The organism is Sulfitobacter brevis, from assembly GCF_900112755.1.
Lineage (GTDB): Bacteria > Pseudomonadota > Alphaproteobacteria > Rhodobacterales > Rhodobacteraceae > Sulfitobacter > Sulfitobacter brevis.
The window spans coordinates 378,765-404,281 of sequence record NZ_FOMW01000001.1 but is presented as its reverse complement, the minus strand read 5'-3'; the positions used below and the strand labels follow the sequence as shown (position 1 = coordinate 404,281).

Sequence of the window (25,517 nt, the reverse complement as noted above, 5' to 3'; positions counted from 1 at the left end):
CAGGCGGGCAATCTGGATTTTGAGAGCCATAATCAAACCACACCTCCGTCGATCCGGCGCACACCTTGGCCGCTCAGCGTGTAGAATTTGCGCCCTTCCGCTGTCGTCTTGGTCGCGGCGTGGAGGTTGTTATCTTCTTTGAGGCGAAACACCGCGTCACCCAAACGCACTGTCGATGCGCAGAATACCGGGCCGATCAGCATAGCATCGACGACTTGGCGCTTGCGGTCTTTGAGAGTGACAACCGATGTGCTGCCATCTGCGTTAGTGACCTCGTATTTCGCAGGTGTTCGGTCGTCAGTAAGGTCGCGGACGGACATAATCCAACGCGGTGTCTCGACTGGTTTCAGGATATTTGTTTGGAAGCTCATATTTTCAGTCCTTGAATTTTGGGACCGAGCACGCTAACTTTCCAGTTGTCCGCCAAGACTTCTGAATAGTTAGCACCCCTGCTCGATCCACTGGATTGCGCGGGGGTTTGCATTAGGCGGCTGCGCCAACGAGATTGTCAGCCAGCCACTTGTCGAGGTCGGCCTTACGGTAGACTATACAGCCTGCCACCTTCGAATAGGCGGGGCCTTTGCCACGATTGATCTCCATACGCAGCTTGGCAAGGTGAGACACGCTAACACCCGAGTATGCTGATGCCTGCGAAGACCGCATATGTGGGGGCCAACTTTTTCCCTCAGTATTCTGGTTGTTTGGCATTTGAATCACTCCTTTCTTGGAATGTCCCAATCTTGCCCCAAGGTGCGGTGCGCAGGATAATGTGAAAGGAAATGGGCGCTTAGATCACATACGGTCTTGGAGGCGTTTTGCCGCCCTCACTCGATCCCTTGCTGTCTGATCGGTCGCCGCCGTGCTGCCACAGAGGTGCTCGGCACACTGGGCATAGGTATATCCTGCTTCACGCGCGTCCAATATCCGCAGATAGGAAAACCAGAGGTCGCCGCGTTGCTTCTGAAGGTCGTCGCGAACTGAATGGTGCCGAAAGCTCAACAGATACTCGGCAAGCCCTTCTAGTTGAGGAGCTATAGGTGCGTTGGGGTCGAAAATAACAGGCACCTGAACCACACTAAAAACGTCTAATGCACTAGCTTTTCCAGCCGCAACTAACTCAAGGTCCCATAGCTCTATTCGCCTCGCTTCATGGAAGCTACGGGCATTTTGATCAAGAAAATTGAAGGAGGCTGGATTCGCTGGATTAGGTAGGGCTGCGTAACCAATGTGTGCAGCCATTTGTGGAGAGAGTGGAAGGACAATCTCTAGGTTTTCGACAGCAGTCATGTAGTCGATTGGTATTCGACGTTCCTCGCTTTGGTATTGTTTTACCAGTGCAAGAGAAAAAGCGCCCCTCACCTTCTGTGAGCGCCTAAGAAATTCCCAGCGCCACCTTCTGTCGCACCACTCCTCAGAATTTGGGTATTCATCAACGTTCATCCCATCGGGACATCCCCAGCATTCACGCTTTTCCGTCATCGTGCCCAACGCGAAACCCTCACTACGTCAGACATCTCACCACAACAGAACCTTCCCCATTGCTCCATCAATGCTCTGCGCCGCTCAAGCAAATCTGATCGCGCATAAGCCCTTTCGGTGTCAGTTCCAGTGGCATGGCTAAGCGCCGCCTCGGCCACTTCCCGATCCGCATGAGCGCTTTCGCTTGCCCAATCTCGAAATGCGCTGCGGAAGCCGTGCACGGTAAAGCCTGTGCGCTTCATTCGGTTAAGCAGGGCGCGGATTGACGCATCACTTTGTTCGAGTTGTTGTTTTCCACCATTCGGGCTTGGGAATACCAGATCATCACCTAAGCCGCTCACGCGGTCCAAGACGGCAAGTGCTTGTGCTGACAACGGCACCCGATGTTCGATTCCCCGTTTCATACGTTCTGCAGGCACTGTCCAAGCGCGGCCATCTATCTCGCAGTAGCGAGCACCTCGAGCTTCCCCTGATCGCGTGGCCGTTAGGATCAAGAATTCAAGCGTGCGGGCTGATATGCCTTCACGCTTAGCCAAGTCTGCCATGAGCGCTGGCACCTCAAGCCATGGTAGGGCAGGGTGATGCTGAACGCGCGGTTTGTAATTGGGCAGAGCTTTACTTAGTCCGTTGATCGGGTTCTCGTGCGGATAGTGCCCCGCGCCCTTCGCCCAGTCGAACACTGTCGCCAGCCGTTGCCGGAGCCGTTTGGCTGTTTCGTGCTTAGTCGTCCAAATAGGAGCAAGCGCTCTTAGGCAATCCGCAGTGTTGACCGTTTCTATAGGGCGATCACCGAACTGCGGGTCAGCGTATGTCTTTACCGTAGAAAGCCAGCCTGCCGCATGTTTGGCGTTGCGCCACGTTGGCTCAAGACTGGCGTGAACGCGTTCTGCTGCCTGCGCAAAGGTCAGCCGTTCTTTCTTGCGCTCTTGCCGGGGGTCGCCACCAGCACGCGCTACCTTACGGATCTGCGTAGCCTGCTCCCGCGCTTCGGCCAAACTGGTGTAAGCCGCACCGCCTAAGCCTATATCGCATTGCTTGCCATGAATCGTGACGCGGCAGATATAATATTTGCCGCCTGTTTTAGGTAGGACCAAGTACAAGCAATTGCCGTCTGCATAGCGCCCCGGCTCGGTCAGCTTGGCTACCTTCGCTACAGTAAGGCCTGCTTTTGCCATACTACCATTATTCCTACCTTGAATGTCTGGCTATATCATAGGATCTCTCGGAACGTCAGAGCAAGAGTTATCCTTTAAGCCGCTGGCAACAAAGAATGTTAGGGAATGTAAAGGAGTTAATGGGAACAGGGGTTCGGCGGTTCCTCGGTCCGCCACCATCTCAAAGTCATAAATTTTAGATGCTTGGCGGCATGATTGTATGGATTTGCAGCGATCCATTGCTGATCGAAAGTTTTTGACCGCGCGTATCGGCGGGCACTTTCGGAACGAAATCTCCCAGCCACTAGATTAACCCTGCCTTGGATCGTCACCCGGCTCTCTGCGAGATCATGAGAGCACCCGATCCTTAAAATGCGCTGTCATTCAAGGCAGCCCAATAGGGACAATTTCAATAAAACGTCAAATATTCACCGCAATCTGACGCCAGACAAGGCCTGTCACGAAGCTGTATTTCAGCTGACGAGGAGAGGGCCATGAAGGACGAAGCCGGAACATACTACCACAAGCACTGTGGATACTCTGGCGCCGTTCCTGCGCCACACTTCTTGGCGCAGCAGGCACAACTCGCGACTTTATACCCGGTTCTGTCATGGTAGAACGCACGCTTTACGTCGTTGATAGCGAGGCATTGCGCGTCACGTTCTCGACCACTCAAACGGCGGGTGCCACCGTCATCAACAACTCGGACTCGCCGAATGGCACGCGGTATGTTTTCAGCTCCGGCTATCCAAGCCGTGCTGTTACGATCAACGACACAGGTGGTTCATCAAACACCCTCGAAGACGACAGGGCCAGCACCCACATCGTCACCAACGGTGCCGGATTGGTCAATAATGGCAACGGGATCGAAGCGGAATCGCTGATTCAGGTTCAGCTGCTTGATGCGAACGGATCGCCAACAGGACCGGTCATCACAATCACGGTGCTGTCTCAAAACGGGGTCACCAGCGATGTTTGGGGGTTCGTATCGGATGCCCCGCTGGTATCCGGCGCAAGCTATCAAAAAGTTGGCGGCAACAATATCGGAACCGCGGATTATGCGACCTATGGCACGCCGTGGTTATCCGGCGTGGATGGCACAAATTCCGCCGACGTCATGGGCCCGGGCTATACTGACGCGCAGGGCGACCAAATCGACGGCACCGATGGCAATGACGATCTGATTTTCGGATATGGCGGGCGCGACTCGATCAATGGTGGCTTGGGGAATGACACGATCATCGGCGGTCCGGGTCAAGACACGCTCGATGGCGGGCCGGGCATTGATACGGCAGATTACAGCACGTCTACGTCGGCCGTCACCGTTAATTTGACCACCGGCATCGGCTCGGGCGGGGATGCCCAGGGCGATGTCCTGTCAAACTTCGAAAACCTCGCCGGGTCGAACTACAACGACAGCCTGACTGGTGACGCAGGCGCGAACGTGCTGATTGGCAACGCGGGCAACGATACTCTGCGCGGTGGCGCCGGAGACGACACATTGATCGGCGGCCCCGGGGCCGACCTGCTGGACGGCGGCACTGGCATCGACACCGCTGACTACACAACTTCGGGGGCAGGGGTCACGGTCAACCTCGCCACTGGTACGGGCAGCGGGGGGGACGCGCAGGGCGATACCCTTACCGGCGTCGAAAACATTACCGGTTCGTTCTATAATGACAACTTGACCGGCGACGGCAATGCCAACGTATTGATCGGGGGAGGCGGCAACGACACCTTGTCCGGGGGCGCGGGCAACGACCTTTTAAACGGTGGTACAGGGTCGGATTCGCTTCTGGGCGGCGACGGCGACGATACGCTTATCGGCGGAGCAGGCGCCGACGTGCTGAACGGCGGCAACGGAAACGACACCGCCGACTATTCCGCCTCCACCTCAGGTGTCACGGTTAACCTTAGCAATGGTACGGGCATTGGCGGGGACGCGCAGGGCGACACCCTCATCAGCATCGAGAACCTCACTGGCTCCACGCTGAACGACAGCCTCACCGGTGATGGCAATGCAAACATACTGTCTGGCGGCGCAGGCAACGACACGCTCTCCGGCGGTGGCGGTAACGACACTCTGCTGGGCGGGGCTGGCAACGATACGCTGATTGGCGGGGCTGGCAATGACCTGCTGAGCGGCGGCGCGGGCAATGATCTTTTCCTTCTCGGCGACGGGTTCGGCGCTGATACGATTACCGATTTCGATACCGGCGACGCAGACAACGACGGGTTCTTCAACGATCAGCTTGATCTTAGCGGCCTTACCGATGCCAACGGCAATCCGGTCAACGTGTGGGATGTCGTGGTCAGTCACGACGGCTTTGGTAACGCACTGCTCACCTTTCCAAACGGGGAAACATTGCTACTGCAGGGAGTTTCTCCGTCGCAGGTGAACGCTCCGGCGCAACTGACGCGGGCGGGTATCCCCTGTTACGCACCAGGCACAATGATCGAAACACCCGACGGCCCACGCGCTGTGGAAACATTGGCCCCCGGCGATCTGGTAATGACACGAGACCATGGTGCACAGGCTATTCGGTGGATTCGAAGCGCGGATCAGCCGCTGGACAGCCTTGGCGACGATGCAAAGCCTGTGTTGATCAAAGCCGGTGCGCTGGGCGGCGGCCTGCCCGCGCGTGACCTGATTGTATCACCACAGCACCGCATACTGGTGGGCGGCAATGGCCAGTTGCACAATGTGTTTGCCAGCGAGAAACTGGCGCCTGCCAAGTCGTTGACGGCATTGCCGGGCATTCGCCACATGAAAAACAAGGCAGCGATCACATGGTTTCATTTCGCCTGTGACCGCCATGAAATCGTGACGGCCAATGGCTCTTTCTCTGAGTCGCTGCTCATCGGTCCGATGGTTCTGCAAGGCCTGCTAGAGACTGAACGTCAGGTTCTCTCCAAAATTTTCGGACCTGCGCGGACGTCAGAAGCAGCCTTGAATGGCCCGCCAGCGCGGGAATGCCTGACCGTTGGCGCTGCCCGACGTCAAATATCGAAGTATCTCAAAGCGAAAGGCCGGATCGCGACCACAAGGCATCCAAGGTCGGATGTGGTTTATGCGAGGGCGCGATATGACAGCCGCGAACTATCCGTGCCTTCATCTCTGCATAAGCGCGTTTTTAGCTCACGCGCCGTAGAAACGCCTTTGTTCGCGGATCCTGCGGGTTTTCCAAAAGCTGCGCAGGCGGGCCTTGCTCGATGATCCGGCCTTCGGACATGAAAACAATCCGGTCCGCGATCTCGCGGGCGAACTGCATCTCATGGGTCACGATCAGCATGGTCTGACGCTTTTCGGCGACCCTGCGCATCAGGTCGAGCACCTCGCCAACCCATTCAGGGTCGAGCGCGGAGGTGGGCTCGTCAAAGAGCATCAGATCAGCGTCCAGTGCCATCGCGCGGCCAATCCCCACACGCTGCTGCTGACCACCCGACAGCGCGGCGGGATAGGCTTCGGCACGGGCTGTGAGGCCGGTTTCACGCAGGATATCATCGGCGCGGCGGTTGGCGTCGGCTTTTGACAGACCCTTAACCGCGATCAGTGCTTGAGTGATATTTTGCCGCGCGGTTTTGTTGGCGAAGAGGGCATAGTTTTGAAATACAAACGAGGTGCGGCGCCGCAGTGCCAGTATCTCGGCACGCGAGGCGGTCTTGGCATCAACGCTCAAATCGCCGAGCTGCAAAGTGCCCGCATCCGGTCGGTCGAGGAAGTTCAGGCAGCGCAGCAGGGTCGATTTGCCGGTGCCGGAGGGTCCGATCACCACCACCCGTTCGCCGGGCGCGATCTCGAGCGAGATGTCAGTCAGGACGGCGGTGTCGCCAAAGGATTTGCTGAGATTACGAATCGATATGCCAGAGCCTGTCGTCATCGCGCATGCGCCTTGTTCAAATGGATTTCGAGCCGCCGTTGGACGAACGCCAAGGCTTCGACAATAATCCAGTAGATTGCGGCAACGACCAAAAAGGCCTCGAAATACAAAAAGCTGCCCGCCGCTTCTTTTTGTGTCGCCCCCATCAGTTCGGTCACGCCGAGGGTGAAGGCCAGCGACGTGCCTTTGATCATATCAATGAAATAATTCACCAAGGTCGGTGCGGCGACGCGGGCGGCCTGTGGCATAATGATCTGCCGCATCATCTGCCCTTGTGTCATGCCAACCGCCTGCGCGGCTTCCCATTGGCTGCGATCCACGCCCAGAATCGCGGCGCGGATGCTTTCGGCCATATAGGCGGAGAAATGCAGCGTCAGCCCCATGATCGTGGCGCTGACACCGTCGATGGTGGTCAGGAAAGACAACACCTGCGGCAGGCCGTAGTAAAACAAAAACAGCTGCACCAGCAGCGGCGTGCCGCGGAAAAAGCTGATAAACAGTCGGACAAACCAATCCAGTACCGGCACGCGGAACACCCGTTCGACGGCCATGATCGAGGCGAGCACCAAGGCGCAGACCATACCAACCAGCGCCATGAACAGCGTCAGCGGAATATACCCCAGCAGGACGGGCACTAGGTCCCACATATACGCGAAATCCAGTGCCCGCATGCTGCTTACTCGGCTTTCGTGATGTCAGCGCCGAACCACTTTTGCGAAATCTCGCTCAGGGTGCCGTCATCTTTTAGTTTGGTGATCGCGGCATCTACGCGGTCGCGCAGCGCTGTGCCCTTATCGTCGTTGCGAAACGGCAGCGCGTTGCGGATTTCGCTGAATGGCTTGCCTGCAAGCGCCAGAGGCAGCGGGCTTTCGGCGATCAACTGCGCCGAGGAGACGCGGTCCATCACGAATGCATCGACCCGGCCAAGTGCCGTGTCTTGGGCAATGTTGCTTTCATAGGTACGGATGTCGATCTGATCGGCGTTGGGGAGTTCGTTCAACAATTGCTCGAAATTGGAGCCAAGGTTGACCGCGACAGTCTTGCCGCTCAGGTCTTCGACACTGCCAATTGTGCCCTCATTGCCGGTTTTTACAACGATCTGGGCGCCGTCAAAGACATAAGGCTGCGAGAACGTGAATTTGGCCTCGCGCTCCGGCGTGATGGTGATCTGGTTGGCGATCGTGTCAATCCGCCCAGAATCCAGCGCGCCGATAAGGCCGGAAAATGACATAGTCACAAAATTGACCTCATCGCCGGTCTCGGCAGCGATGGCGTTGATGAAATCAACTTCAAAGCCCTGCAATTCGTCGAGTTTCACAAAGGTAAAAGGGAAATATCCGCCAGACATGCCGACATTCAGCGTATCGGCTTGGGCAGCGCCTGCAAGGATGCTGAGAGAAATAGCGGTAAAGGTAAGGGTCTTTTTCATCATGTGCTCCGTGGTGTTTGCAGCGCATGTAACGAGTGCGCGCGGCGCTTCAATCACCCTTGGGCTAAGCAAGACCAATGTCACGGTGCGCGGTGCAAATTCAGGACACTGTCCCGCAAAGGAGGATGTTCCAGGAATGGATATTTGGAAGCTTTGCGGGGCCGACCGGTGATGGCCGCCCCCGCTGATGGCTTACAGCAAAGCCATCAGCTTTTTCGCGGCTTCTTCGGAGGAGGCGGGGTTCTGACCCGTGACCAGCTTGCCATCGGTCACCACGAAAGAGGCCCAGTCGTCGCCCTTTTCGTAGTTGCCGCCGTTTGCCTTCAGCATATCCTCAACGAGGAACGGCACGATGTCGGTCAGGCCAACGCCTTCTTCTTCGGTATTGGTGAAGCCCGTTACTGTCTTGCCCGAGACCAGCGGTTTGCCGTCGGCCCCTTTGGTGTGCTTGAACACTGCTGGCGCGTGGCAAACAGCGCTGACAGGGCGGTCCAGCTTGGTAAAGGATTCGATCAGTGCGATACTGTCCTTGTCTTCTGCGAGGTCCCAAAGCGGACCATGGCCACCGGGGTAGAACACCGCGTCAAAGCCATCTGCCGAGATGCCGGAGAGGACTTCGGTATTGGCCAATTCTTTCTGGGCGGCGTCATCGCCTTTGAAGCGTTTGGTGGCCTCGGTCTGCGAGTCGTCGGAATCGCTGTTCGGATCCAGCGGGGGTTGGCCGCCCTTGGGCGAGGCCAGTGTGATCTCGGCGCCTGCGTCCTTGAAGACGTAGTAAGGAGCGGCGAATTCTTCGAGCCAGAAACCCGTCTTCTTCCCTGTATCGCCAAGTTGATCGTGGGAGGTGAGAACCATAAGAATTTTCATTGGTTTTGGCCTTTTCATTTAAATTGAGCGTGCATGCGAAATGGCTGGGCCTGCGCCCATCATCTTGCTGTTCGTCGGCCCAACCCGTGCGGCAGGTGCTAGTTCCATAGCACAGGTGCGTTTCTGCTCTTTGCTCGGGTTCCCTTGCGTCAGGTGATGTGTGCGTGGCGCAGCACAAGGCGGTTTAGGAGAATAGCGAGGTCGAGAGCGCGTCGCGCGTGCGCTCAAACCCCTGTCGCATATGATCGTCTAAATGTGCCTTCATGGCGTCGAGGCTATCGCCACAGGCAAGCTCTACATAAAGATCATGGGATTGGCGCAGCGGCCCTTTGCGAGCGTGGGCACGTTGGTGCAGGGAAAAATAGAAATAGACGTTGGACTGCATCGACTCCCAACTTTTTTGCAGCAGCTTGTGCCCGCTGAGCTCAAAGCTCCAACTGTGCAGAGCCAGTTCCAACTCGATCGCGCGCAGCCCGTCGACGTTAAGATCAATGGCCTCTTTCAGAGCTTCGCTGCGGCTGTGCAGATCGGCAATGGCCTCTGGCGTGCGTTTATCCCAGCACCGCTCAAAGGCGAATGTCTCAAGCGTGGTACGCAGCGAGTAGAGCTCCTCCAGATCTTCGGGCGTGACCGAGCGAACATAGAGGCCTTTGTAGGGGAGGCTGACCAGCAGCCCCATATCGCACAGATCGCGCACGGCCTCGCGCAATGGACCACGGCTGACATTAAGGGCGCTGGCGAGTTGCTGCTCGGTCAGACGTTGGCCGGGCACAAAATTACCTTTGACGATATGGGCCTTGAGTTGCGCCACGACGCGTTGGCGAATCGTGCCCTCATCCAGCGGATGCAATGTATTGTCCGAAACCTGCGCCACTGTTCAAATCCTTCCAAGCGATCTGCCTTTTTAGACGTAATCCTATGCAAAATGTAAACTCCCTGTCCGATTGTTGACAATCCTACAGTCTCGCTCTAGCGTCTAAATTGCAGCGAACGGCCTTGGCCTCGCCAAATCGCCGACCGCTTGCACGTAATATTCCGACTGGAGGGAAGTCATGAAATTCACACGTAACGCAGCGGCCGTTGTCGGTTTTGGCATATTGGGGATGGGTGCGCCCACCGCCAGCATGGCCGAGGAATTTATCACCATCGGCACGGCCGGTCAGACCGGCGTCTATTACGTGGTCGGCCAGTCGCTGTGCCAGTTGGTTAACCGCGCCTCTGAAGATGGCAGCCTCAAGTGCACCGCCCCCGCGACAGGCGGCTCGATCGCCAACCTGAACGGCATTCGGGCAGGGGACCTGAACTTTGGCGTCGTCCAGTCGGACTGGCAGTTCCACGCGATGAACGGCACCAGCTCCTTCGCCGAGAACGGGCCTGACGAAAACCTGCGCTCTGTGCTGTCGGCCCACGCCGACGTGGTGACCATTCTGGCCCGCGCTGATGCCGGGATCACCACCATGCAAGACCTGCGCGGCAAGCGGGTCAACATCGGCAACCCCGGATCAGGTTCACGCGCCACAGCAGAAGTACTGCTGGACGCCATCGGCATCGAGGTCAGCGAATTTGCACTGGCGTCAGAGTTGAAATCGGCCGAGCAATCCGCCGCGCTATGCGACAACAAGGTCGATGCGATCATGTTCTCGGCGGGCCACCCTGTGGGCAATATCACCGAAGCGACCGTGTCTTGCGATACGGTATTTGTGCAGGTGGACGGGCCGGAAGTTGAAAATCTGGTCGCCGATACTGTGTATTATTCACAAGCCGCCATCGCAGCAGGCCTCTATAAAGGCCAGCCTGACACGATTAACAGCTACGGCCCGCTCGCCACGCTCGTCTCCTCGACAGCCACAAGCGACGATGCGGTTTACGCGGTAGTGAAAGCACTGTTCGAAAATTTCGACCGCTTCAAGAAACTGCACCCTGCCTTCACCGACCTGAAGGAAGAGGACATGATCTCGAACGGCACCATCGCTCCGCTGCACGAAGGGGCTGTGCGCTATTACAAAGAGCGTGGCTGGGTGTAACGCCACCCCGTTCTCCGCGCCGGTCCGCCGGCGCGGTTCTCCCTTTTAGCAGATAAAGGCCAACCTATGACCGCCAATGAAACCAGCCACACCACCCACGATGCCGAGCAGGACGCCCGCAACCTCGACATCAAGATCTACGTCAACGGCGGCATCGTCCACCGTGATGACGCCAAAGTGTCGGTTTACGATTCCGGTTTCATGCTGGGCGACGGTATGTGGGAAGGCTTGCGGCTTTATAACGGCACATGGGCGTTTCTCGACGAACACATGGACCGGTTCTACAACTCCTGCAAAACTGTCTCGCTCGACGTGGGGCTGACCAAAGCGGAGATGTTGGACGCGCTGAACCGGACCGCTGCCGCCAACGGTATGACCAACGATGTGCACTGCCGCCTGATGCTGACCCGTGGCATCAAGGACAAGCCGTTCCAACACCCGAGCCTCAGCCGCTCCGGTCCGACATTGGTGATGATCCTCGAACATTCCAAACCCGTTGACAGCCTCAGCAGTCAAGGCATCCGCCTTGCGACTGTGCCTCAAGTCCGCGGTCTGCCGATGAGCCAGGATGCCAAGCTTAACAGCCACTCCAAACTCAACTGTATCATTGCTTGCCTGCAAGCCGAAGCCGCAGGTGCGGATGAAGCGCTGATGCTCGATCCGCATGGCTTTGTGAATACCACCAATGCCTGCAACTTCTTCATCGTGCGCCGTGGCGAGGTTTGGACCTCGACGGGCGATTACTGCATGAACGGTGTGACGCGCCAGAAGGTCATCGACCTATGCCGCGCCAATGATATTCCGGTATTTGAAAAGAACTATTCGCTCTATGAAGCCTACGGTGCGAACGAGGCGTTTTTGACCGGCACCTTCGGCGCACAAACCCCCGTAGCGAGCATAGATGGCAAGCCGATCGGCGATGGCAGCCATCCGATCACCCGCAAGCTGCGCGCTTTGTACAAAGAACTGATCGAACAAACGACCGGCGCATAGCGCCCCATCTGTTGCAGCTTGTCGCCGCGCTGGGCGCTGCGACAAGCTGTGCTTGCTCCTCAGAGCACCTCCCGTCAGCGACCTTCTGATCACTTTTCGACCAGAATAACTCGGGGGAGTTTGAGGGGGCAAAGCCCTCTCATCGCAACAGGAGGATCAATCGCCTATCCAGCGCTCCAAGCTCCCGACCCCTAAACCTCCACGCGCACAAAGCCCATCATTCCTGCCGCCTGATGCTCCAGAATGTGACAATGGAACATCCAGTCGCCCGGATTATCGGCGACAAAGGCAATCTCGACCCGTTCTTCCGGCGCCATCATCACCGTGTCTTGCCATTCCTGATGCGGCGTCGGGCGCCCATTGCGCGCAATCACGCGAAAGCTGTGGCCATGGAAGTGGATCGGATGCGGCCAGCCCGTGCTGTTCTCCATTTCAAAGATATGCGACGACCCCAGTGGCAGGCTCAGAAGCGGCGCGGCAAGATGATCCATCGCGGCTTTACCGTTGATGAACCACATGCTGCCTTGCCGTATCTGCTCCATCATCGCGCCCCGATCCGCGCCCATCATCATCTGCCCCATCATCCCCCCGTTAAAGACTATCTGGTGGCGCGTCGCAGCAGCAATGTCCGGCTCTGAAAGCGGGTTCGGCGTCAGCGTCATCGGCCAGTCAGGGGCCGCATCGCGCAGCGCGGTCGGACCGTAGGCGAGCTTTACCAACTCGTACTCAAGCTCCTCGTAGAAAATATCCGACACTATGGTAGTGTCACCCGCCTTGCCGGACATATCCAAGATCAGATCGACCCGCATGGCGGGACCAAGCACCACGACCTCGTCGGGCGGGGTGTGCGGAGTAACGGGCTGGCCGTCCATCGCAATGACAACCGGAGACAGTCCGCCAAACTGCAATCCGAAAATACGCGCATTCGCGGCATTGATCAGCCGCAGCCTGATCCGCTCGCCCGATTGTACGGCGATGCGGTCGGGTATTTCGCCATTGATCGTGACCGTATTGCCGATCCGACCGCCATGCGCGGCATCATGGCGACTGCCAAAACTGTCGTCCAACTGGCCTTCATTGGTCATCCGCCAGTCATCCAGCATCCATGTCACCTCGCGGTCCACCTGCACCGGATCGGCCTCTTCAACGATCAGCGGGCCATAAAGCCCGCGACCGACCTGCTCAAAGCTACGCTGATGCGGATGATACCAGAACGTCCCCGCATCTAGGGCGTCAAACTCGTAAAGGAACTCACCGCCCTTTTCGATCGGCGCCTGCGTCAAACCCCCAACACCATCCATCGCATTGGGCGTGCGGATCCCGTGCCAATGGATCGTCGTCGGTTCGTCCAACGCGTTCGACGCCATAATCCGGACCCGCTCGCCCTGTTTCACCCGTATTTCTGGCCCCGGCGTACTGCCGTTGTAGCTCCAGACGTCGGTGAGCCCGTAGGGCGCAGGGCGCAGCGCGGTGCTGCTTTTGCCTGCACGCAGAGTAAGCGGCGCGGAGGTCTGCGCAGCAGCGGCGAGCGGTGCCAGTATCGGTGCGGCCGCGAATGCCGCACCGGCTTTCAACAAGCTTCGGCGGGAGAGGGGTGTCGCGTGTGTCATGGGTATTGCCTTAAATCTGGGATGTCTTCACCTGCAACTCATCCGATAGCGCAGGCCTTGGGTTCCGCAGGGCGCGGAAAATGACGGATCAGGCAAACGGTTTTGGTGGAAACGGCTCACACGCCAGAGCGAGGGTCGTGGCGATATCAGAAACCAGCCTCGGTGTGATGCTGTCGAAGGGTGGGGCAAATGCGAGTAGCGCCACTGCTGAAATCACCCCAGAGGTTGAGGCGTTCACGTCACAAGGCAGGGTGCAGCCCTCTTCGCAGGCAGCCAAGAACACCGCATCTTGAGGCAAGCAGTCACCACAGGCGTCCGCTCCCGCTCCCGCCATCATTTGGGTCATCGTCGTATCACGCGCGGCAGAGGCGTTGGGGTCCGAAAGGGCACCCAAGCTGAGAACAACCAAGAGAAGGACATGCAATATGCGGCTCATCCCGTCGATATGGGAGCTTCCAGTAGGGGGAGGTCAAGCCAGAACCGAAAAAGATGCCGTTAAGAAGCGTTAGATTTCATTGGCCCAAGGCGGATTTGCGCCGCTGCGCGAGACTGTCACAGCCGCTACCTTCGCACCGTGGTGCAGCGCCGCCACGAGGGTCTCAGCTTCCAGGCTGTGCAAAGCCTGCTTGGTCAGAACGCCTTGCTCCGACAGTTTCGCAATGAAACCTGCATTGAAAGTATCGCCTGCGCCTACGGTATCGACGACCTCCACGTGCGGCGCAGGCACCTCGACCCGGTTGCCATCTGACGTGATCGCCATCGCGCCCACTGACCCGCGTGTCACAATCACCACCGCCGGACCGCTTTGCAGAATGTGCTCGGCCTTCTCCCCCAGCGTCAGCGGGCCATCGACGAGCCAGTGCAGGTCTTCGTCCGATACTTTTACGATATCGGCATTGGAAAACATGCGGGCCAGCCTTGCGCGGTAACGGGCTTCATCCTGAATGAAAGCGGGGCGGATATTGGGGTCGATAATGACGACCTTGCGGCCCGATTGCGCCACCAGCAGGTCGGCGTAAGTATCCGCACTCGGCTCGCAGGCAAGGCTGATACCGCCAAAATAAAGCGCCGTCACATTGCGGGGAATGGTCGGCAGATCGGTCGACTGCACCATTCGTCCGGCACTGTTCTCATCGAAAAAGTCATAGGTGGCCTGCCCGTCGACCAGATGCACAAAGGCCAGCGTCGTCGGGCGGGCCGAGATCATCACCAGCGCTGTATCGACGTGGCTGGCCTTTAGCGCCGCGCCCAACTGCTGGCCGAATTTGTCGGTGGAAAGGCCGGTCAGCATCCCGGATTGCGTATCCAGCCGACCCAATGCGATGGCGGTATTGAAAATCGCCCCCCCCGTATGGGGCACAAAGCCCGGCGTGCCGTCGGCTGTTACCGCAGGCACCATATCAATCAACGCTTCGCCGCAACACAGGATCATAGTTAGGTACTCACACTCGGGTGGATGTCACATCGCCGCCCGCTCAGGCAGTTTTTGAGATTTCGGGGTCTTTCGCATAGGCGCTGATGGTTGCTGCGCAGCCGTCGTTCCAAAGTCGGCGCAGCCAATCGGCAAACGCCTCGGCAAAGGTCGGATCATCTGCGAGATCACCGTAAAGGTGACGCTGTTCCAGCCAGATCTGCGGGGTGTCGCGGGCGGCAAGGCTCGTGGCCATAAGCGCGGGCCATTGCGGATCGTTCGGCTCTATTGTGCTGCCATCCTCACGGGTGCCTGCACACATCCGCGCCCAGAGTGCTTCGACCAGGGCCAGACCGGAAACCGAGCCGCCAGATGCCAGCGCATCGCGCAAGATCGGCAGCACGAAACCGGGGTGGCGGGAGGCGCCGTCAAAGGCAACGCGCCGCGTGGTGTCGTGTATTTGCGGATTGCCAAACCGCGCCGCGATCAAGTCGACATAAGCGGCGGGGGTCATGCCGGGGACGGGGGCAACATAGGGGGCGATCTCCTCCCGCTCGACCTTGCGAAAGAACGGCAAGACCGCGGGATGGGTCATGCAGCCGGAGATGGTTTCGACCGACAACAGCTCGCCCACATTGGCAATGACCTGATGGCCCGCGTTGAGGATGCGGATTTTCATCGTCTCATAGCTATGCACGTCATCGGTCAGGATCGCGCCGGTCTTCTCCCATGCGGGACGTCCGGCGCAGAAATCATCCTCGATCACCCATTGGCGATAGTTTTCGTGGGTGACGGGTGCGGCGTCATCAATGCCAAGATCGCGGGCCAGCCCGATCTCCTTGGGGCCTGTCGCGGGCACGATGCAATCCACCATCGAATTTGGGAAACTACAGGCGCCGTCGATCCAGTCCGCCAGTGCGGGGTCGGTCAGCCGTGCCAGTGACACGACCGTGTTGCGGGTGATGTCACCGTTGCCCGCCAGATTGTCACAGCTTTGCACGGTGAAGGGGCCAAGGCCCGCCGCCTTACGCGCTTTGAGCGCCGCAACAATAGCCCCGAAAACAGTGGTCGGTGCGTCGGGGGTCGCAACATCATGCTGAATGTCAGGGTGGGTTTCGTTCAGCCCGCCGGAGACCGGATCAACATAATAGCCGCCTTCGGTAATGGTCAGCGCAACAATACGGATTTCAGGCCGCGCCAGTGTGGCGATCAGTGGCGCGTTGCCTTCTGTGACGGGCAGATAGTCGATCATCGAGCCGACGACTTCGGCGCGCATGGCGGCGGGGGCAAGCTCGATCAAGGTGGTCAGGCAATCCTGCGCCAACAATACCTCGCGCATTCGGGCATCTGCGGCACGTACTCCGGCGCCGATGATCGCCCAATCCTGCGCCAATCCGTCTTGCATGAGACGGTGCAGATACCACGCTTGATGGGCGCGGTGGAAATTGCCCAAGCCGACATGCACGATCCCCGGCGTCAGCGCGCCGCGGTCGTAGGTGGGGCGAGCCACGGCGGCGGGCAGGTCCGGCAGTGTCTGGTTCGAAAGTTTCATGAGTTACAAGCCCCGCAGAATGGAGAGATCATAGATGGGTTCACGCGAAGCGCAGGCCTTGCGCGTCGAAGCGGTGCAGGTGTTCAGGATCGGGGGTCAGAAACACTGTCGAGCCGTAAGAAAGGTCCAACTCGCCACGGACACGCACGGTCAGCGGTTCGGGAAAGGCCGCGCATTTGACGTGCACGAAAGTATCCGAGCCGAGGTGCTCTGACACGCCGACGGTGCCTTCCCAAACGCCTTCGGTCTGCGAGATCGCGATGTGTTCGGGCCGCGTCCCGATTGTGTGCGCGTTATAATCCGCGATCTCGGGGCCGGAGAGCAGGTTCATTTTGGGCGAGCCGATAAAGCCGGCGACAAAGACGTTGCGCGGCGCACGGTAAAGCTCCAGCGGGCTGCCAACCTGTTCGATCACACCTGCCTGCAAAACCACGATTTTATCGGCCATGGTCATCGCTTCGACCTGATCGTGGGTCACGTAAATCATCGTGGTTTTCAGACGCTTGTGCAGTTCCGAAATCTCCAACCGCATGCCGACACGCAGGGCGGCATCAAGGTTTGACAGCGGCTCGTCAAACAGGAAGGCCGACGGTTCACGCACGATGGCGCGGCCAATCGCAACCCGCTGGCGCTGACCGCCCGAAAGCTGGCCGGGGCGGCGATCAAGGTAATCGGTGAGGTTCAGCACCGAAGCTGCACCCTCAACCCGGCGGTCGATCTCGGCCTTGTCCATCTTCGCCATCTTCAGCGGGAAGGCGATGTTTTTGCGCACCGACATATGCGGATAAAGCGCATAGGACTGGAACACCATCGCCAGACCGCGCTTGGCGGGGGGCACGTGGGTGGCATCTTCGTGGTCGATGCGGATATGGCCGCCGCTGCTGTCCTCCAGCCCAGCTATCAGACGCAGCAGGGTGGATTTGCCGCAGCCCGAGGGGCCGACGAAAACAGTGAACTCACCGTCGTTGATTGCCAGATCCAGCGGCGGAATAACCTCTACATCGCCGAAAGACTTGCTGATTTTATCGAGTACAATACGTCCCATGGATCTCTTCCTTATTTCACAGCGCCGAAGGTGAGGCCGCTTACGAGTTGCTTTTGGCTGAACCATCCCAGAATGAGGATTGGCGCGATGGCCATGGTCGAGGCAGCGCTGAGCTTGGCGTAAAACAGCCCTTCGGGGCTTGAGTAACTTGCGATGAAGGCGGTGAGCGGCGCGGCTTTGGCCGCTGTCAGGTTCAGGGTCCAGAAGGCTTCGTTCCATGCCAGAATGACATTCAGCAGCAGGGTCGAGGCGATGCCCGGAATGGCCATTGGCGTCAGCACATAGAGGATTTCTTCCTTCAGTGTGGCCCCGTCCATCCGTGCGGCTTCGAGAATTTCACCGGGAATTTCCTTGAAGTACGTGTACAGCATCCAGACGATGATCGGCAGGTTGATCAGCATCAGCACAACCACAAGGCCGGTTTTGGTATCGAGCAGCCCCATGCGAATGAAAATCAGGTAAATCGGGTAAAGCACCCCAACCGCTGGCAACATCTTGGTGGAGAGCATCCAGAGCAGGATGTCCTTGGTGTGCCTGGAGGGCACAAAGGCCATCGACCACGCCGCAGGGATCGCGATGATCAACCCCAGCAGCGTCGAGCCACCGGCGATGATGACCGAATTCCACAAGAACCGCATATAGTTGGAGCGTTCCTGCACGGCGGCGTAATTCTCCAGCGTCCAGTCGAAGAACAGAAAGACCGGTGGGTCGCTGATCGCCTGTGCTTCGGTTTTGAAGCTGGTCAGTATGGTCCAGAGGATCGGAAAGAAGATCAGCAATCCGACAGCCCAAGCAAACAGTGTGTTCAGGGTTTTGCGTCGTGTGGTGACAGAACGTGCCATCGTAACCTCCCTTACGTATCCAGATTTTTGCCGACGATGCGCATCAGGAAGATGGCAACGATATTGGCGAGGATGATGGCATAGACGCCACCGGCGGAGCCGAGCCCGACGTTCTGGCTTTCCAGCACGCGCTGGTAGATCAGATAGGTCAGGGTTTTGGTGCCGAACGCGCCTTGGGTGGTCACGAAAATCTCGGCGAAGATCGACAGCAGAAAGATTGTCTGGATCAGCACAACCACGGTGATGGCGCGCGACAGGTGCGGCAGGGTGATGAAGCCAAAACGCTTCAGCGGCGGCGCGCCATCCATCTCGGCGGCTTCAAGCTGTTCGCTATCCAGCGACTGGATCGCGGTGAGCAGGATCAGCGTCGCAAAGGGCAGCCACTGCCAGCTGACGATCAGGATGATCGATTCCAGCGAGGCTTCGGAAAGCCATGACACCGGCTCGGCACCAAAAAGCTTCCACAGGTGGGCGAACAGGCCGTTGACCGGATCCATGAACATGTTCTTCCAGACCAACGCGGAAACGGTTGGCATGACAAAGAACGGCGCAATTACAAGGATGCGAACAATGCCGCGGCCCCACATCGGCTGGTTCAGCAGAGCGGCCAGCAGGACGCCAAAAACGATCGTGATAGCCAGCACACCGCCGACAATCACAAGCGTGGCCTGAACGCTGGGCCAGAACGCGCTGGAGGTAAAGAAGCGGACGTAGTTGTCGAAACCTGTCCAGCCTAGATCGCCGCCACGCAGGGGCAAATATTTCTTGAACGAGAACCACACGGTCATCGTCAGGGGTACAAGCATCCAGCCAAGCAGAAGAATTACCGCCGGGGCCATCATGATGCGTGCAGCGGATCGGGATTGCTGGGTCGCCATGTCACACCTCCATCGTGGGCGGGCTAATGCCGCCTGAGTAAATATTGGCTGGGTTTTGGGGGTAGGGCCAGAGGGCAGGCCGGGGGCCGCCCTCTGGTTCTGGGTGGAAGGCCTCAGTAGCCTGCGGCTTCCATCTCGTCTGCGGTCAAGGCTTGTGCCTTGGCCAGCGCTTCTTCGGCGGTCTGTTGACCTGCAAGGGCGGCAGAGAATTCCTGACCGACCTGTGTGGCAATACCGGCAAACTCGGGGATCGCCGCAAACTGCACACCAACATAAGGCACCGGATCAATCGTTGGATTGGTCGGATCAGCGGACAGGATGCTCTCGAGTGTCATCTTGGCAAACGGAACTTCTTTGTAGTTCTCGTTTTCGTAGAGAGATTTACGCGCGCCAGGAGGCACGTTCGCCCAACCGTCTTTCGCGGCTACAAGCTCGATGTACTCTTTAGAAGTCGCCCATTTGACGAACTCTTTCGCGGCATCTTCTTTTTGGGTGCCGGCAGGAATTGCCAGGGCCCAAGCCCAGAGCCAGTTGCTGCGACGGCCCAGACCAGTGTCGGGTGCCAGCGCGAAACCGACTTTGTCAGCCACGGTGGAATCGTCAGGGTTGGTCACGAAAGACGCAGCAACAGTTGCGTCGATCCACATGCCGCACTTGCCCTGCTGGAACAACGACAGGTTTTCGTTGAAACCGTTGTTGGAGGCACCGGGAGGGCCCGCGTCATTCAGCAATTCGATGTAGAAGTTGAGCGTGTTGGCCCAAGCTTCGCTGTCGAACTGCGGCTTCCAGTCTTCGTCAAACCAGCGGGCGCCAAAGGCGTTGCCGGTTGCGGTGAGGAAGGCCATGTTCTCGCCCCAGCCTGCTTTACCGCGCAGACAGATGCCATAGATTTCCTTGTCTTTGTTGGTCATCGCGCGGGCCGCTTCGGCCACAAAATCCCATGTCGGCGCGTCGGGCATTTCCATGCCTGCGGCTTCCATCAGATCGGTGCGATACATGATCATCGAGCTTTCGCCGTAGAAAGGTGCCGCATAAAGCGTGCCTTCATAGGAGAGGCCCCCTGCCATCGCGGGCAGAATGTCACCGGCGTCATATTCGTCACCGAGATCATCAAGCGGTACGAGCCACTCGTTCTTGGCCCAGATCGGGGTTTCGTACATGCCGATGGTCATGATGTCGAACTGACCGCCCTTGGCGGAAATGTCGGTCGTCACACGCTGGCGAAGAACGTTTTCCTCCAGAGTGACCCACTCGACTTCATGGCCGGTTTTCGCGGTGAAATCCTCGGTAAAGCCCTGCATACGGATCATGTCGCCGTTGTTCACAGTAGCAATGGTGAGGGTTTCAGCAAAGGCGCTGGTCGATACGAGAACCGTCAAAGCGGTCGCCGCACGAAATGCGTTTAACAAGGACATCCGTCTCCTCCCTATGGTTGGATGTAGTCCCAAAATCGTACGCGCAATTCTACGCATCCGTCAATTTAATTCTTTATGCGCGTAAAATTAAGGCGGGAAGTTCTGAATTGCCAGTTAGTTATGCAGAGGCGCGCATAACCAGGTTGCCCTCGAATAATGTGATTTCGCGGGCCGTCGGGGGCGATTCGTCGTTAATCAGCTTGAAAAGCGTCTCGGCGCTGCGCTCGGCGATGGCGACGTAGTTTTGCGAAACGGTTGTAAGGGTCGGGCTGGTGTAGCGGGAGAACGGGTGGTCGTCATGGCCCGCAACCCGCAGGGTGCAGCCTTCCTCGATCCCGACACGGATGCCCATTTGATAGGCGGCTGACAGCAGTCCGATGGCCAAGCGGTCGTTGCTGCACAGCACCGTATTGGTCGGCAGCTTGCGGTCGGTCAGCACGCGTGAGCCTTCGCGAAAGCCGATCGCTTCAAAATCCCACCCGCCGCCAGAAGCCTGCACCAGTACCGGTGCGTGCCCCAATCGCTTCATCGCGTTCAGGTAAGCGGTCCGGCGTTTCAGCGCGTTGGGGTTGGCGGGGGTCTTCATCTCGAAAAATGCGGGCGGTTGGCCGGTGCGACACAGGTATTCGACGATCAGGCCAATGCTCTGGTTATTATCAGAGCCGACGAAGGCCGCGCCAATGCCATCGACATTTGCGTCGAACAGGACCGTGGGAACATCGCGGCAGAAGGCGTCGAGCCGCGCCGGATCGGAAGCGCGCCCAAGCGGGGCGAGCAGCACGCCCGCAGGCTTGATCAGCCGCAGATTGTCGAGGTTTTCGATCTCCTGCTCAGGGTCGCCATGTGAGCCCAGCAGCACAGGGCGATAGCCTGCCTGAATGACCTGAGCCTCGATGGTGCGGGCGATTTCGGCAAAGAACGGATCGGCGAGATAGGGCACGACAATGCCGATATTCTTGGTTTGTCGCCGGTTTTGGTTGATCGCATAGACGTTCGGGCGGTACTCGAATTGCTCCAACGCTTGTTCAATCTTCACGCGCGTCGATTGACGCACGCTACTTGGGTCGTTGAAATATTTTGAAATTGTCGGTCGCGAAATGCCGCTCGCCGAGGCGAAATCTTCCATGGTTCTGATCTTGGGGTCGCTCATCGCGGGGCACTCCATTGGGGGCCTCGCTGAACACCGGGCCATCACAGCCCATGGGTTTCAAACTTGCCATCAGAAAGTAGCTTATTTGACGCGCGGAAATTTTGCCAGCCATCCGTGTCAAGATTTAGATACCTTAGGTGTTACCTGCCGAGGCTAGGGTGTCTGCGGGGCCAAGTGCGCGGCCCCGCAGGTGTCATTTTAGCGGCTGAGCCCCTTAGACAGGCACTACAAACTTCTGGTCATGCTCGGGCGCATCCAGCAGCAGATGGTTCTCTTGCAGGATCAGAATGTTCTCGGCGCCGATCACATCGCTCTTGGTTTTGTAGCCGATCACATCCTCGACGGGCATGTCCAGATTACGCGCCAACAGCATCGTTTCCTCTGAAGAGAAGTTGGTCAGCCCTCGGGCAATCTCCTCGCCATCTTCGTTATAGACGTGCAGCACGTCGCCTTTGGTGAAATCCCCCTGCAGCGAGATCACATCCTCACGGCGGATACCCAGACCGCCCTCTACCAGCGCTTTGACGCGGTCATTGGCCACAACCAGCGTGCCCGACACATGCAAGCGGTTGCTGAGCCAGATGTTCAGCGGCGACTGGGTGACACCCGACACCAGAATGCGGGTGTAACGGCGCTCTTCGTTCAATACCGAGGACAAAGGGCGTTCGATGATGCCTTCGGCGATGATGGTTTCGCAGCCTGCGTTCTGCGCCATATTGGCGGCCTGCATCTTGGTCAGCATCCCGCCGCTGCCCAAGGTGCTGATGCCGGTCGTGGATTCCAGATGCTCGGTCACGTCCTTCACCTCGGCGATGAACTTGGCGTCCGGGTCCGACGGGTCGCGGTCATAAAGGCCTTCGACACTGGTTAGAATGATCAGCAAATCCGCGTCGATCATCTGGGCGACTTTGGCGGACAGACGGTCGTTATCACCCACGCGCAGGTCACGGGTTGCGACAGAATCGTTCTCGTTGATGATCGGCAGGATGTCGTTTTCGAACAATCTGAGCATCGTATTTTTGATGTTCAAAAAGCGGCGGCGATCCTCCATATCCTCAACCGTGACGAGCATCTGCGCCACGTCCATATCATACTCGGACGCGACCTGACGGTAAGCATTCATCAACAGCGGCTGACCACAGGCGGCAGCGGCCTGCTTGTCCAGAATGCCTGCATCTTCGGGTTTGCGGTCGATCATGTTCAGGCCCAAAGCGACAGAGCCGGAAGAGGTCAGAATGATGTCGTGACCTTGCTTCTGGAGATAGGCGAGATCGCTCATCAATCCGTTCATAAAGGCATAGCGCAGGGTCAGATTGTCGCTGTTTGCCAGCAGACTGGACCCGATCTTGACGACGATTTTTTTCTTCTTGGTCATGGGTTACTCCGGTAACTTATTGTTTTTCAACTTTAATGCGGCAACAGTTTGCTAAAGGCAATGCTGCGCGGTAGCACTAGGGCCGCGAATGATTCGCCGATGTATAACACGGACCCGACACGTGATTGCAAATGGACCGACTTGAATTGCTGCAATGCGGCATCAAGTTGCCATGTATCGGCGACGTAAAATGACAAACCTGATGATCTGGTAGCCTTGAGGCGCGGCGACACGCGTTTCGGTGCAGAAAAACGCAGGGCAAAGGAGGCAAAAATGAATATTCTCTTGATCGGTTGCGGCAAAATGGGCGGCGCAATGCTGCGCCAATGGGCCGAGGTGCCGGATAACACATTTACGGTGGCGGACCCCGCAGCAACGGCCCTCCCTGACGGCGTGCGCCATGTAACAAAAACGACAGAACTGGAAGCGGCAGAATTCGACGTTGTGATCATCGCGATCAAACCGCAAATGATCGCCGGCGTACTGCCCGACTACGCTTTCGCGCTCAAACCCGAGGGCTGCTTTGTGTCGATCGCCGCAGGCTGTTCGATCGCCAGCATCGCAAAAGTGGTCGGTGACCGCGCGATTATCCGCGTGATGCCGAACTTGGCCGCGATGGTCGGTCAGGGTGTGTCGGGTCTTGTTGCCAACGCTCTGTGCAGCGACGACCTGAAAGCCCGCGTCACCGAATTGGTCGCACAAACCGGCACCTGCGTTGAGTTGGCCGACGAAGACCAGATCGACCGTCTGACCGCGATCAGCGGCAGCGGCCCGGGCTATGTCTTCGAGCTGATGCGCAGCTATGTCGCGGCGGCAAAATCTGTCGGATTTGATGACGAAACCGCGCGCAAATTGGTGTTTGATACGATCAGCGGCACCGTTGAAACGGCGCGGCAGTCGGACGAGACACTGGAGGACCTGCGCAACTCTGTGACCAGCAAGAACGGCACCACACAGGCAGGATTAAGCCAGTTGATGCGCGACGGGCAATTGGAAGGCCTTTTCCATGATACCGTGCAGGCAGCCTATGCCCGCGCCGTCGAACTGCGCTAAGCCGCCCCCCGAATTTGAGGAGAAGACAAGATGAACGAGATGAGCACACCGGACACCACATCTACGACCGGCGAACATGACGTCGCTACTGTCGTCGCGGACCTTGGCCGTCGGGCCAAAGCCGCCGCACGCATGTTGGCCACCGCAACGAGTGACCAGCGCAACCAGGCGCTGACCGAGGCGGCGGAAGCGCTGCGATCAAAGACGCAGGAGTTGCTGGATGCCAACCGTCGCGACCTTGACGCGATTAGCGACAAGGGCAAAGACGCAGCCTTTATAGACCGTTTGACCCTGACCGATGATCGTATTGACGGTATGGCCGATGCGCTTGACGCTATCGCGGGGCAAGAGGACCCGCTGGGCCGCGTCTTGGCGACGTTTGACCGGCCCAATGGCCTCAAGATCGAACGTGTCGCGGTGCCAATCGGGGTAATCGCGATGATCTATGAATCGCGTCCGAATGTCGGTTCGGACGCCGGCGCGCTGTGCATCAAGTCTGGCAACGCGGTAATCTTGCGCGGCGGGTCGGAAAGCCTGCATTCGTCGCGGGTGATTGTAGGCTGTCTGGCGGAAGGCTTGCGCGCGGCGGGTTTGCCTGAGGATGCCGTGCAACTGGTCGATACCCGCGACCGCGAGGCTGTCAAACTGCTGCTGCAAAGCACCGAGACCGTTGATCTGGCGATCCCGCGTGGCGGGCGCGGTCTGGTGTCGCTGGTGCAGCGTGAGGCGCGGGTGCCGACGTTGCTGCATTTGGACGGCAACAATCACAGCTATGTCCACGAGAGTGCTGATATCGAAAAAGCCGTTGGCGTGGTGCAAAATGCCAAGATGCGGCGCACAGGTATTTGTGGCGCGACTGAATGCGTGGTCGTTGACCGTGCCATCGCGGCGGAATTTCTGCCCCGTGTCGCGAAGGCGCTGCATGATTGCACTTTGCGCGGCGATGCCGAGGCGCGCGATATCTTGCCCGACATCGCGCTCGCGACAGATGAGGATTGGGACACCGAATACCTCAGCAACGTAATCTCGGTCAAAGTGGTCGACGGGCTGCAAAGCGGTATCGAATTTGTGCAGGCCCATTCGTCTGGCCACACTGACGCAATCTTGGCCGAAGATATGCAGGCGGCCCGCGCCTTTATGACCGCGATCGACTCCGCTGTGGTGATGCACAACGCTTCGACCCAGTTTTCGGACGGGGGAGAGTTTGGCATGGGCGCCGAGATCGGCATCGCGACAGGCAAGATGCACGCGCGTGGCCCCGTGGGGGCCGAGCAGTTGACCAGCTTTAAATACTTTGTGCACGGCGACGGGCAAAAGCGCCCCTAGGGCTTGATACGACAACGGGCGCGAGAGATCGCG

The 25,517-nt window shown here is 58.3% G+C and carries 24 protein-coding genes; 5 read left to right on the top strand and 19 right to left on the bottom strand.

Features of this window, described 5'->3' with window-relative positions; translation table 11 throughout:
• Window positions 1-32: 32 nt before the first annotated feature.
• The 4 genes from BM174_RS02015 to BM174_RS02000 all read right to left on the bottom strand — a co-directional run bounded on the left by BM174_RS02015 (window position 33) and on the right by BM174_RS02000 (window position 2,654).
• The gene (locus BM174_RS02015; protein WP_093922139.1) at window positions 33-371 is read right to left on the bottom strand and encodes a hypothetical protein; all 339 of its coding nucleotides are present in this window, start codon (window positions 369-371) and stop codon (window positions 33-35) included.
• 112 nt (window positions 372-483) lie between these two features.
• Complete coding sequence (locus BM174_RS02010) at window positions 484-624, bottom strand: helix-turn-helix domain-containing protein (protein WP_218152911.1); 141 nt, start codon at window positions 622-624, stop codon at window positions 484-486.
• A gap of 168 nt (window positions 625-792) precedes the next feature.
• Window positions 793-1,440 (bottom strand): hypothetical protein, encoded by a 648-nt coding sequence (locus tag BM174_RS02005; protein ID WP_093922137.1) that lies wholly within the window; start codon window positions 1,438-1,440, stop codon window positions 793-795.
• A gap of 35 nt (window positions 1,441-1,475) precedes the next feature.
• Complete coding sequence (locus BM174_RS02000; protein WP_093922136.1) at window positions 1,476-2,654, bottom strand: tyrosine-type recombinase/integrase; 1,179 nt, start codon at window positions 2,652-2,654, stop codon at window positions 1,476-1,478.
• Between the two features lie 589 nt (window positions 2,655-3,243).
• On the opposite strand from BM174_RS02000, the gene BM174_RS01995 reads away from it, so the two are divergent.
• A complete protein-coding gene (locus BM174_RS01995) occupies window positions 3,244-5,850 on the top strand; it encodes a Hint domain-containing protein (RefSeq protein ID WP_093922135.1) in 2,607 nt (868 codons plus the stop codon).
• On the opposite strand, the gene BM174_RS01990 is transcribed toward BM174_RS01995, so the two are convergent.
• The 5 genes from BM174_RS01990 to BM174_RS01970 all read right to left on the bottom strand — a co-directional run bounded on the left by BM174_RS01990 (window position 5,768) and on the right by BM174_RS01970 (window position 9,684).
• Complete coding sequence (locus BM174_RS01990; RefSeq protein WP_093922134.1) at window positions 5,768-6,514, bottom strand: amino acid ABC transporter ATP-binding protein; 747 nt, start codon at window positions 6,512-6,514, stop codon at window positions 5,768-5,770. The genes BM174_RS01995 and BM174_RS01990 overlap by 83 nt on opposite strands.
• Window positions 6,511-7,185: an amino acid ABC transporter permease gene (locus BM174_RS01985; RefSeq protein WP_093922133.1), complete on the bottom strand. Its 675-nt coding sequence runs from the start codon at window positions 7,183-7,185 to the stop codon at window positions 6,511-6,513. Before BM174_RS01985 ends, BM174_RS01990 begins: the two co-directional genes overlap by 4 nt.
• A gap of 5 nt (window positions 7,186-7,190) precedes the next feature.
• Window positions 7,191-7,943 carry an amino acid ABC transporter substrate-binding protein gene (locus BM174_RS01980; protein ID WP_093922132.1) on the bottom strand — a complete coding sequence of 251 codons (753 nt, stop codon included), beginning with the start codon at window positions 7,941-7,943 and terminating at the stop codon, window positions 7,191-7,193.
• A gap of 192 nt (window positions 7,944-8,135) precedes the next feature.
• Window positions 8,136-8,810, bottom strand: coding sequence for a type 1 glutamine amidotransferase domain-containing protein (locus tag BM174_RS01975; RefSeq protein WP_093922131.1), 675 nt, complete (start codon window positions 8,808-8,810; stop codon window positions 8,136-8,138).
• A 184-nt stretch (window positions 8,811-8,994) separates the two neighbouring features.
• The gene (locus BM174_RS01970; protein ID WP_093922130.1) at window positions 8,995-9,684 is read right to left on the bottom strand and encodes a GntR family transcriptional regulator; all 690 of its coding nucleotides are present in this window, start codon (window positions 9,682-9,684) and stop codon (window positions 8,995-8,997) included.
• Window positions 9,685-9,862: 178 nt separating this feature from the next.
• Between BM174_RS01970 and BM174_RS01965 the strand changes: the two genes are divergently transcribed.
• Together BM174_RS01965 and BM174_RS01960 are read left to right on the top strand one after the other, a co-directional pair.
• The gene (locus tag BM174_RS01965; protein ID WP_093922129.1) at window positions 9,863-10,834 is read left to right on the top strand and encodes a TAXI family TRAP transporter solute-binding subunit; all 972 of its coding nucleotides are present in this window, start codon (window positions 9,863-9,865) and stop codon (window positions 10,832-10,834) included.
• A gap of 66 nt (window positions 10,835-10,900) precedes the next feature.
• A complete protein-coding gene (locus BM174_RS01960) occupies window positions 10,901-11,827 on the top strand; it encodes an aminotransferase class IV (RefSeq protein ID WP_093922128.1) in 927 nt (308 codons plus the stop codon).
• A gap of 191 nt (window positions 11,828-12,018) precedes the next feature.
• On the opposite strand, the gene BM174_RS01955 is transcribed toward BM174_RS01960, so the two are convergent.
• The 10 genes from BM174_RS01955 to proB all read right to left on the bottom strand — a co-directional run bounded on the left by BM174_RS01955 (window position 12,019) and on the right by proB (window position 23,105).
• Complete coding sequence (locus BM174_RS01955) at window positions 12,019-13,437, bottom strand: multicopper oxidase family protein (RefSeq protein WP_093922127.1); 1,419 nt, start codon at window positions 13,435-13,437, stop codon at window positions 12,019-12,021.
• 88 nt (window positions 13,438-13,525) lie between these two features.
• Window positions 13,526-13,861, bottom strand: a complete 336-nt coding sequence (locus tag BM174_RS01950; protein ID WP_143092408.1) for a hypothetical protein — start codon at window positions 13,859-13,861, stop codon at window positions 13,526-13,528.
• Window positions 13,862-13,942: 81 nt separating this feature from the next.
• Window positions 13,943-14,869, bottom strand: a complete 927-nt coding sequence (locus BM174_RS01945) for a carbohydrate kinase family protein (RefSeq protein ID WP_093922125.1) — start codon at window positions 14,867-14,869, stop codon at window positions 13,943-13,945.
• A gap of 43 nt (window positions 14,870-14,912) precedes the next feature.
• The gene (locus BM174_RS01940) at window positions 14,913-16,400 is read right to left on the bottom strand and encodes a mannitol dehydrogenase family protein (protein WP_093922124.1); all 1,488 of its coding nucleotides are present in this window, start codon (window positions 16,398-16,400) and stop codon (window positions 14,913-14,915) included.
• A 40-nt stretch (window positions 16,401-16,440) separates the two neighbouring features.
• Window positions 16,441-17,445 (bottom strand): ABC transporter ATP-binding protein, encoded by a 1,005-nt coding sequence (locus BM174_RS01935; RefSeq protein WP_093922123.1) that lies wholly within the window; start codon window positions 17,443-17,445, stop codon window positions 16,441-16,443.
• 11 nt (window positions 17,446-17,456) lie between these two features.
• The gene (locus BM174_RS01930) at window positions 17,457-18,287 is read right to left on the bottom strand and encodes a carbohydrate ABC transporter permease (protein WP_093922122.1); all 831 of its coding nucleotides are present in this window, start codon (window positions 18,285-18,287) and stop codon (window positions 17,457-17,459) included.
• An 11-nt stretch (window positions 18,288-18,298) separates the two neighbouring features.
• Window positions 18,299-19,165, bottom strand: coding sequence for a carbohydrate ABC transporter permease (locus BM174_RS01925; RefSeq protein ID WP_093922121.1), 867 nt, complete (start codon window positions 19,163-19,165; stop codon window positions 18,299-18,301).
• 113 nt (window positions 19,166-19,278) lie between these two features.
• Window positions 19,279-20,580, bottom strand: a complete 1,302-nt coding sequence (locus tag BM174_RS01920; RefSeq protein ID WP_093922120.1) for an ABC transporter substrate-binding protein — start codon at window positions 20,578-20,580, stop codon at window positions 19,279-19,281.
• 118 nt (window positions 20,581-20,698) lie between these two features.
• The gene (locus BM174_RS01915; protein WP_093922119.1) at window positions 20,699-21,730 is read right to left on the bottom strand and encodes a LacI family DNA-binding transcriptional regulator; all 1,032 of its coding nucleotides are present in this window, start codon (window positions 21,728-21,730) and stop codon (window positions 20,699-20,701) included.
• A 214-nt stretch (window positions 21,731-21,944) separates the two neighbouring features.
• Complete coding sequence (gene proB, locus BM174_RS01910) at window positions 21,945-23,105, bottom strand: glutamate 5-kinase (RefSeq protein ID WP_093922118.1); 1,161 nt, start codon at window positions 23,103-23,105, stop codon at window positions 21,945-21,947.
• 273 nt (window positions 23,106-23,378) lie between these two features.
• Between proB and proC the strand changes: the two genes are divergently transcribed.
• Both proC and BM174_RS01900 read left to right on the top strand, forming a co-directional pair.
• Window positions 23,379-24,158: a pyrroline-5-carboxylate reductase gene (proC, locus tag BM174_RS01905; protein WP_093922117.1), complete on the top strand. Its 780-nt coding sequence runs from the start codon at window positions 23,379-23,381 to the stop codon at window positions 24,156-24,158.
• Between the two features lie 30 nt (window positions 24,159-24,188).
• The gene (locus BM174_RS01900; RefSeq protein ID WP_093922116.1) at window positions 24,189-25,484 is read left to right on the top strand and encodes a glutamate-5-semialdehyde dehydrogenase; all 1,296 of its coding nucleotides are present in this window, start codon (window positions 24,189-24,191) and stop codon (window positions 25,482-25,484) included.
• The last annotated feature ends 33 nt before the right edge of the window (window positions 25,485-25,517 follow it).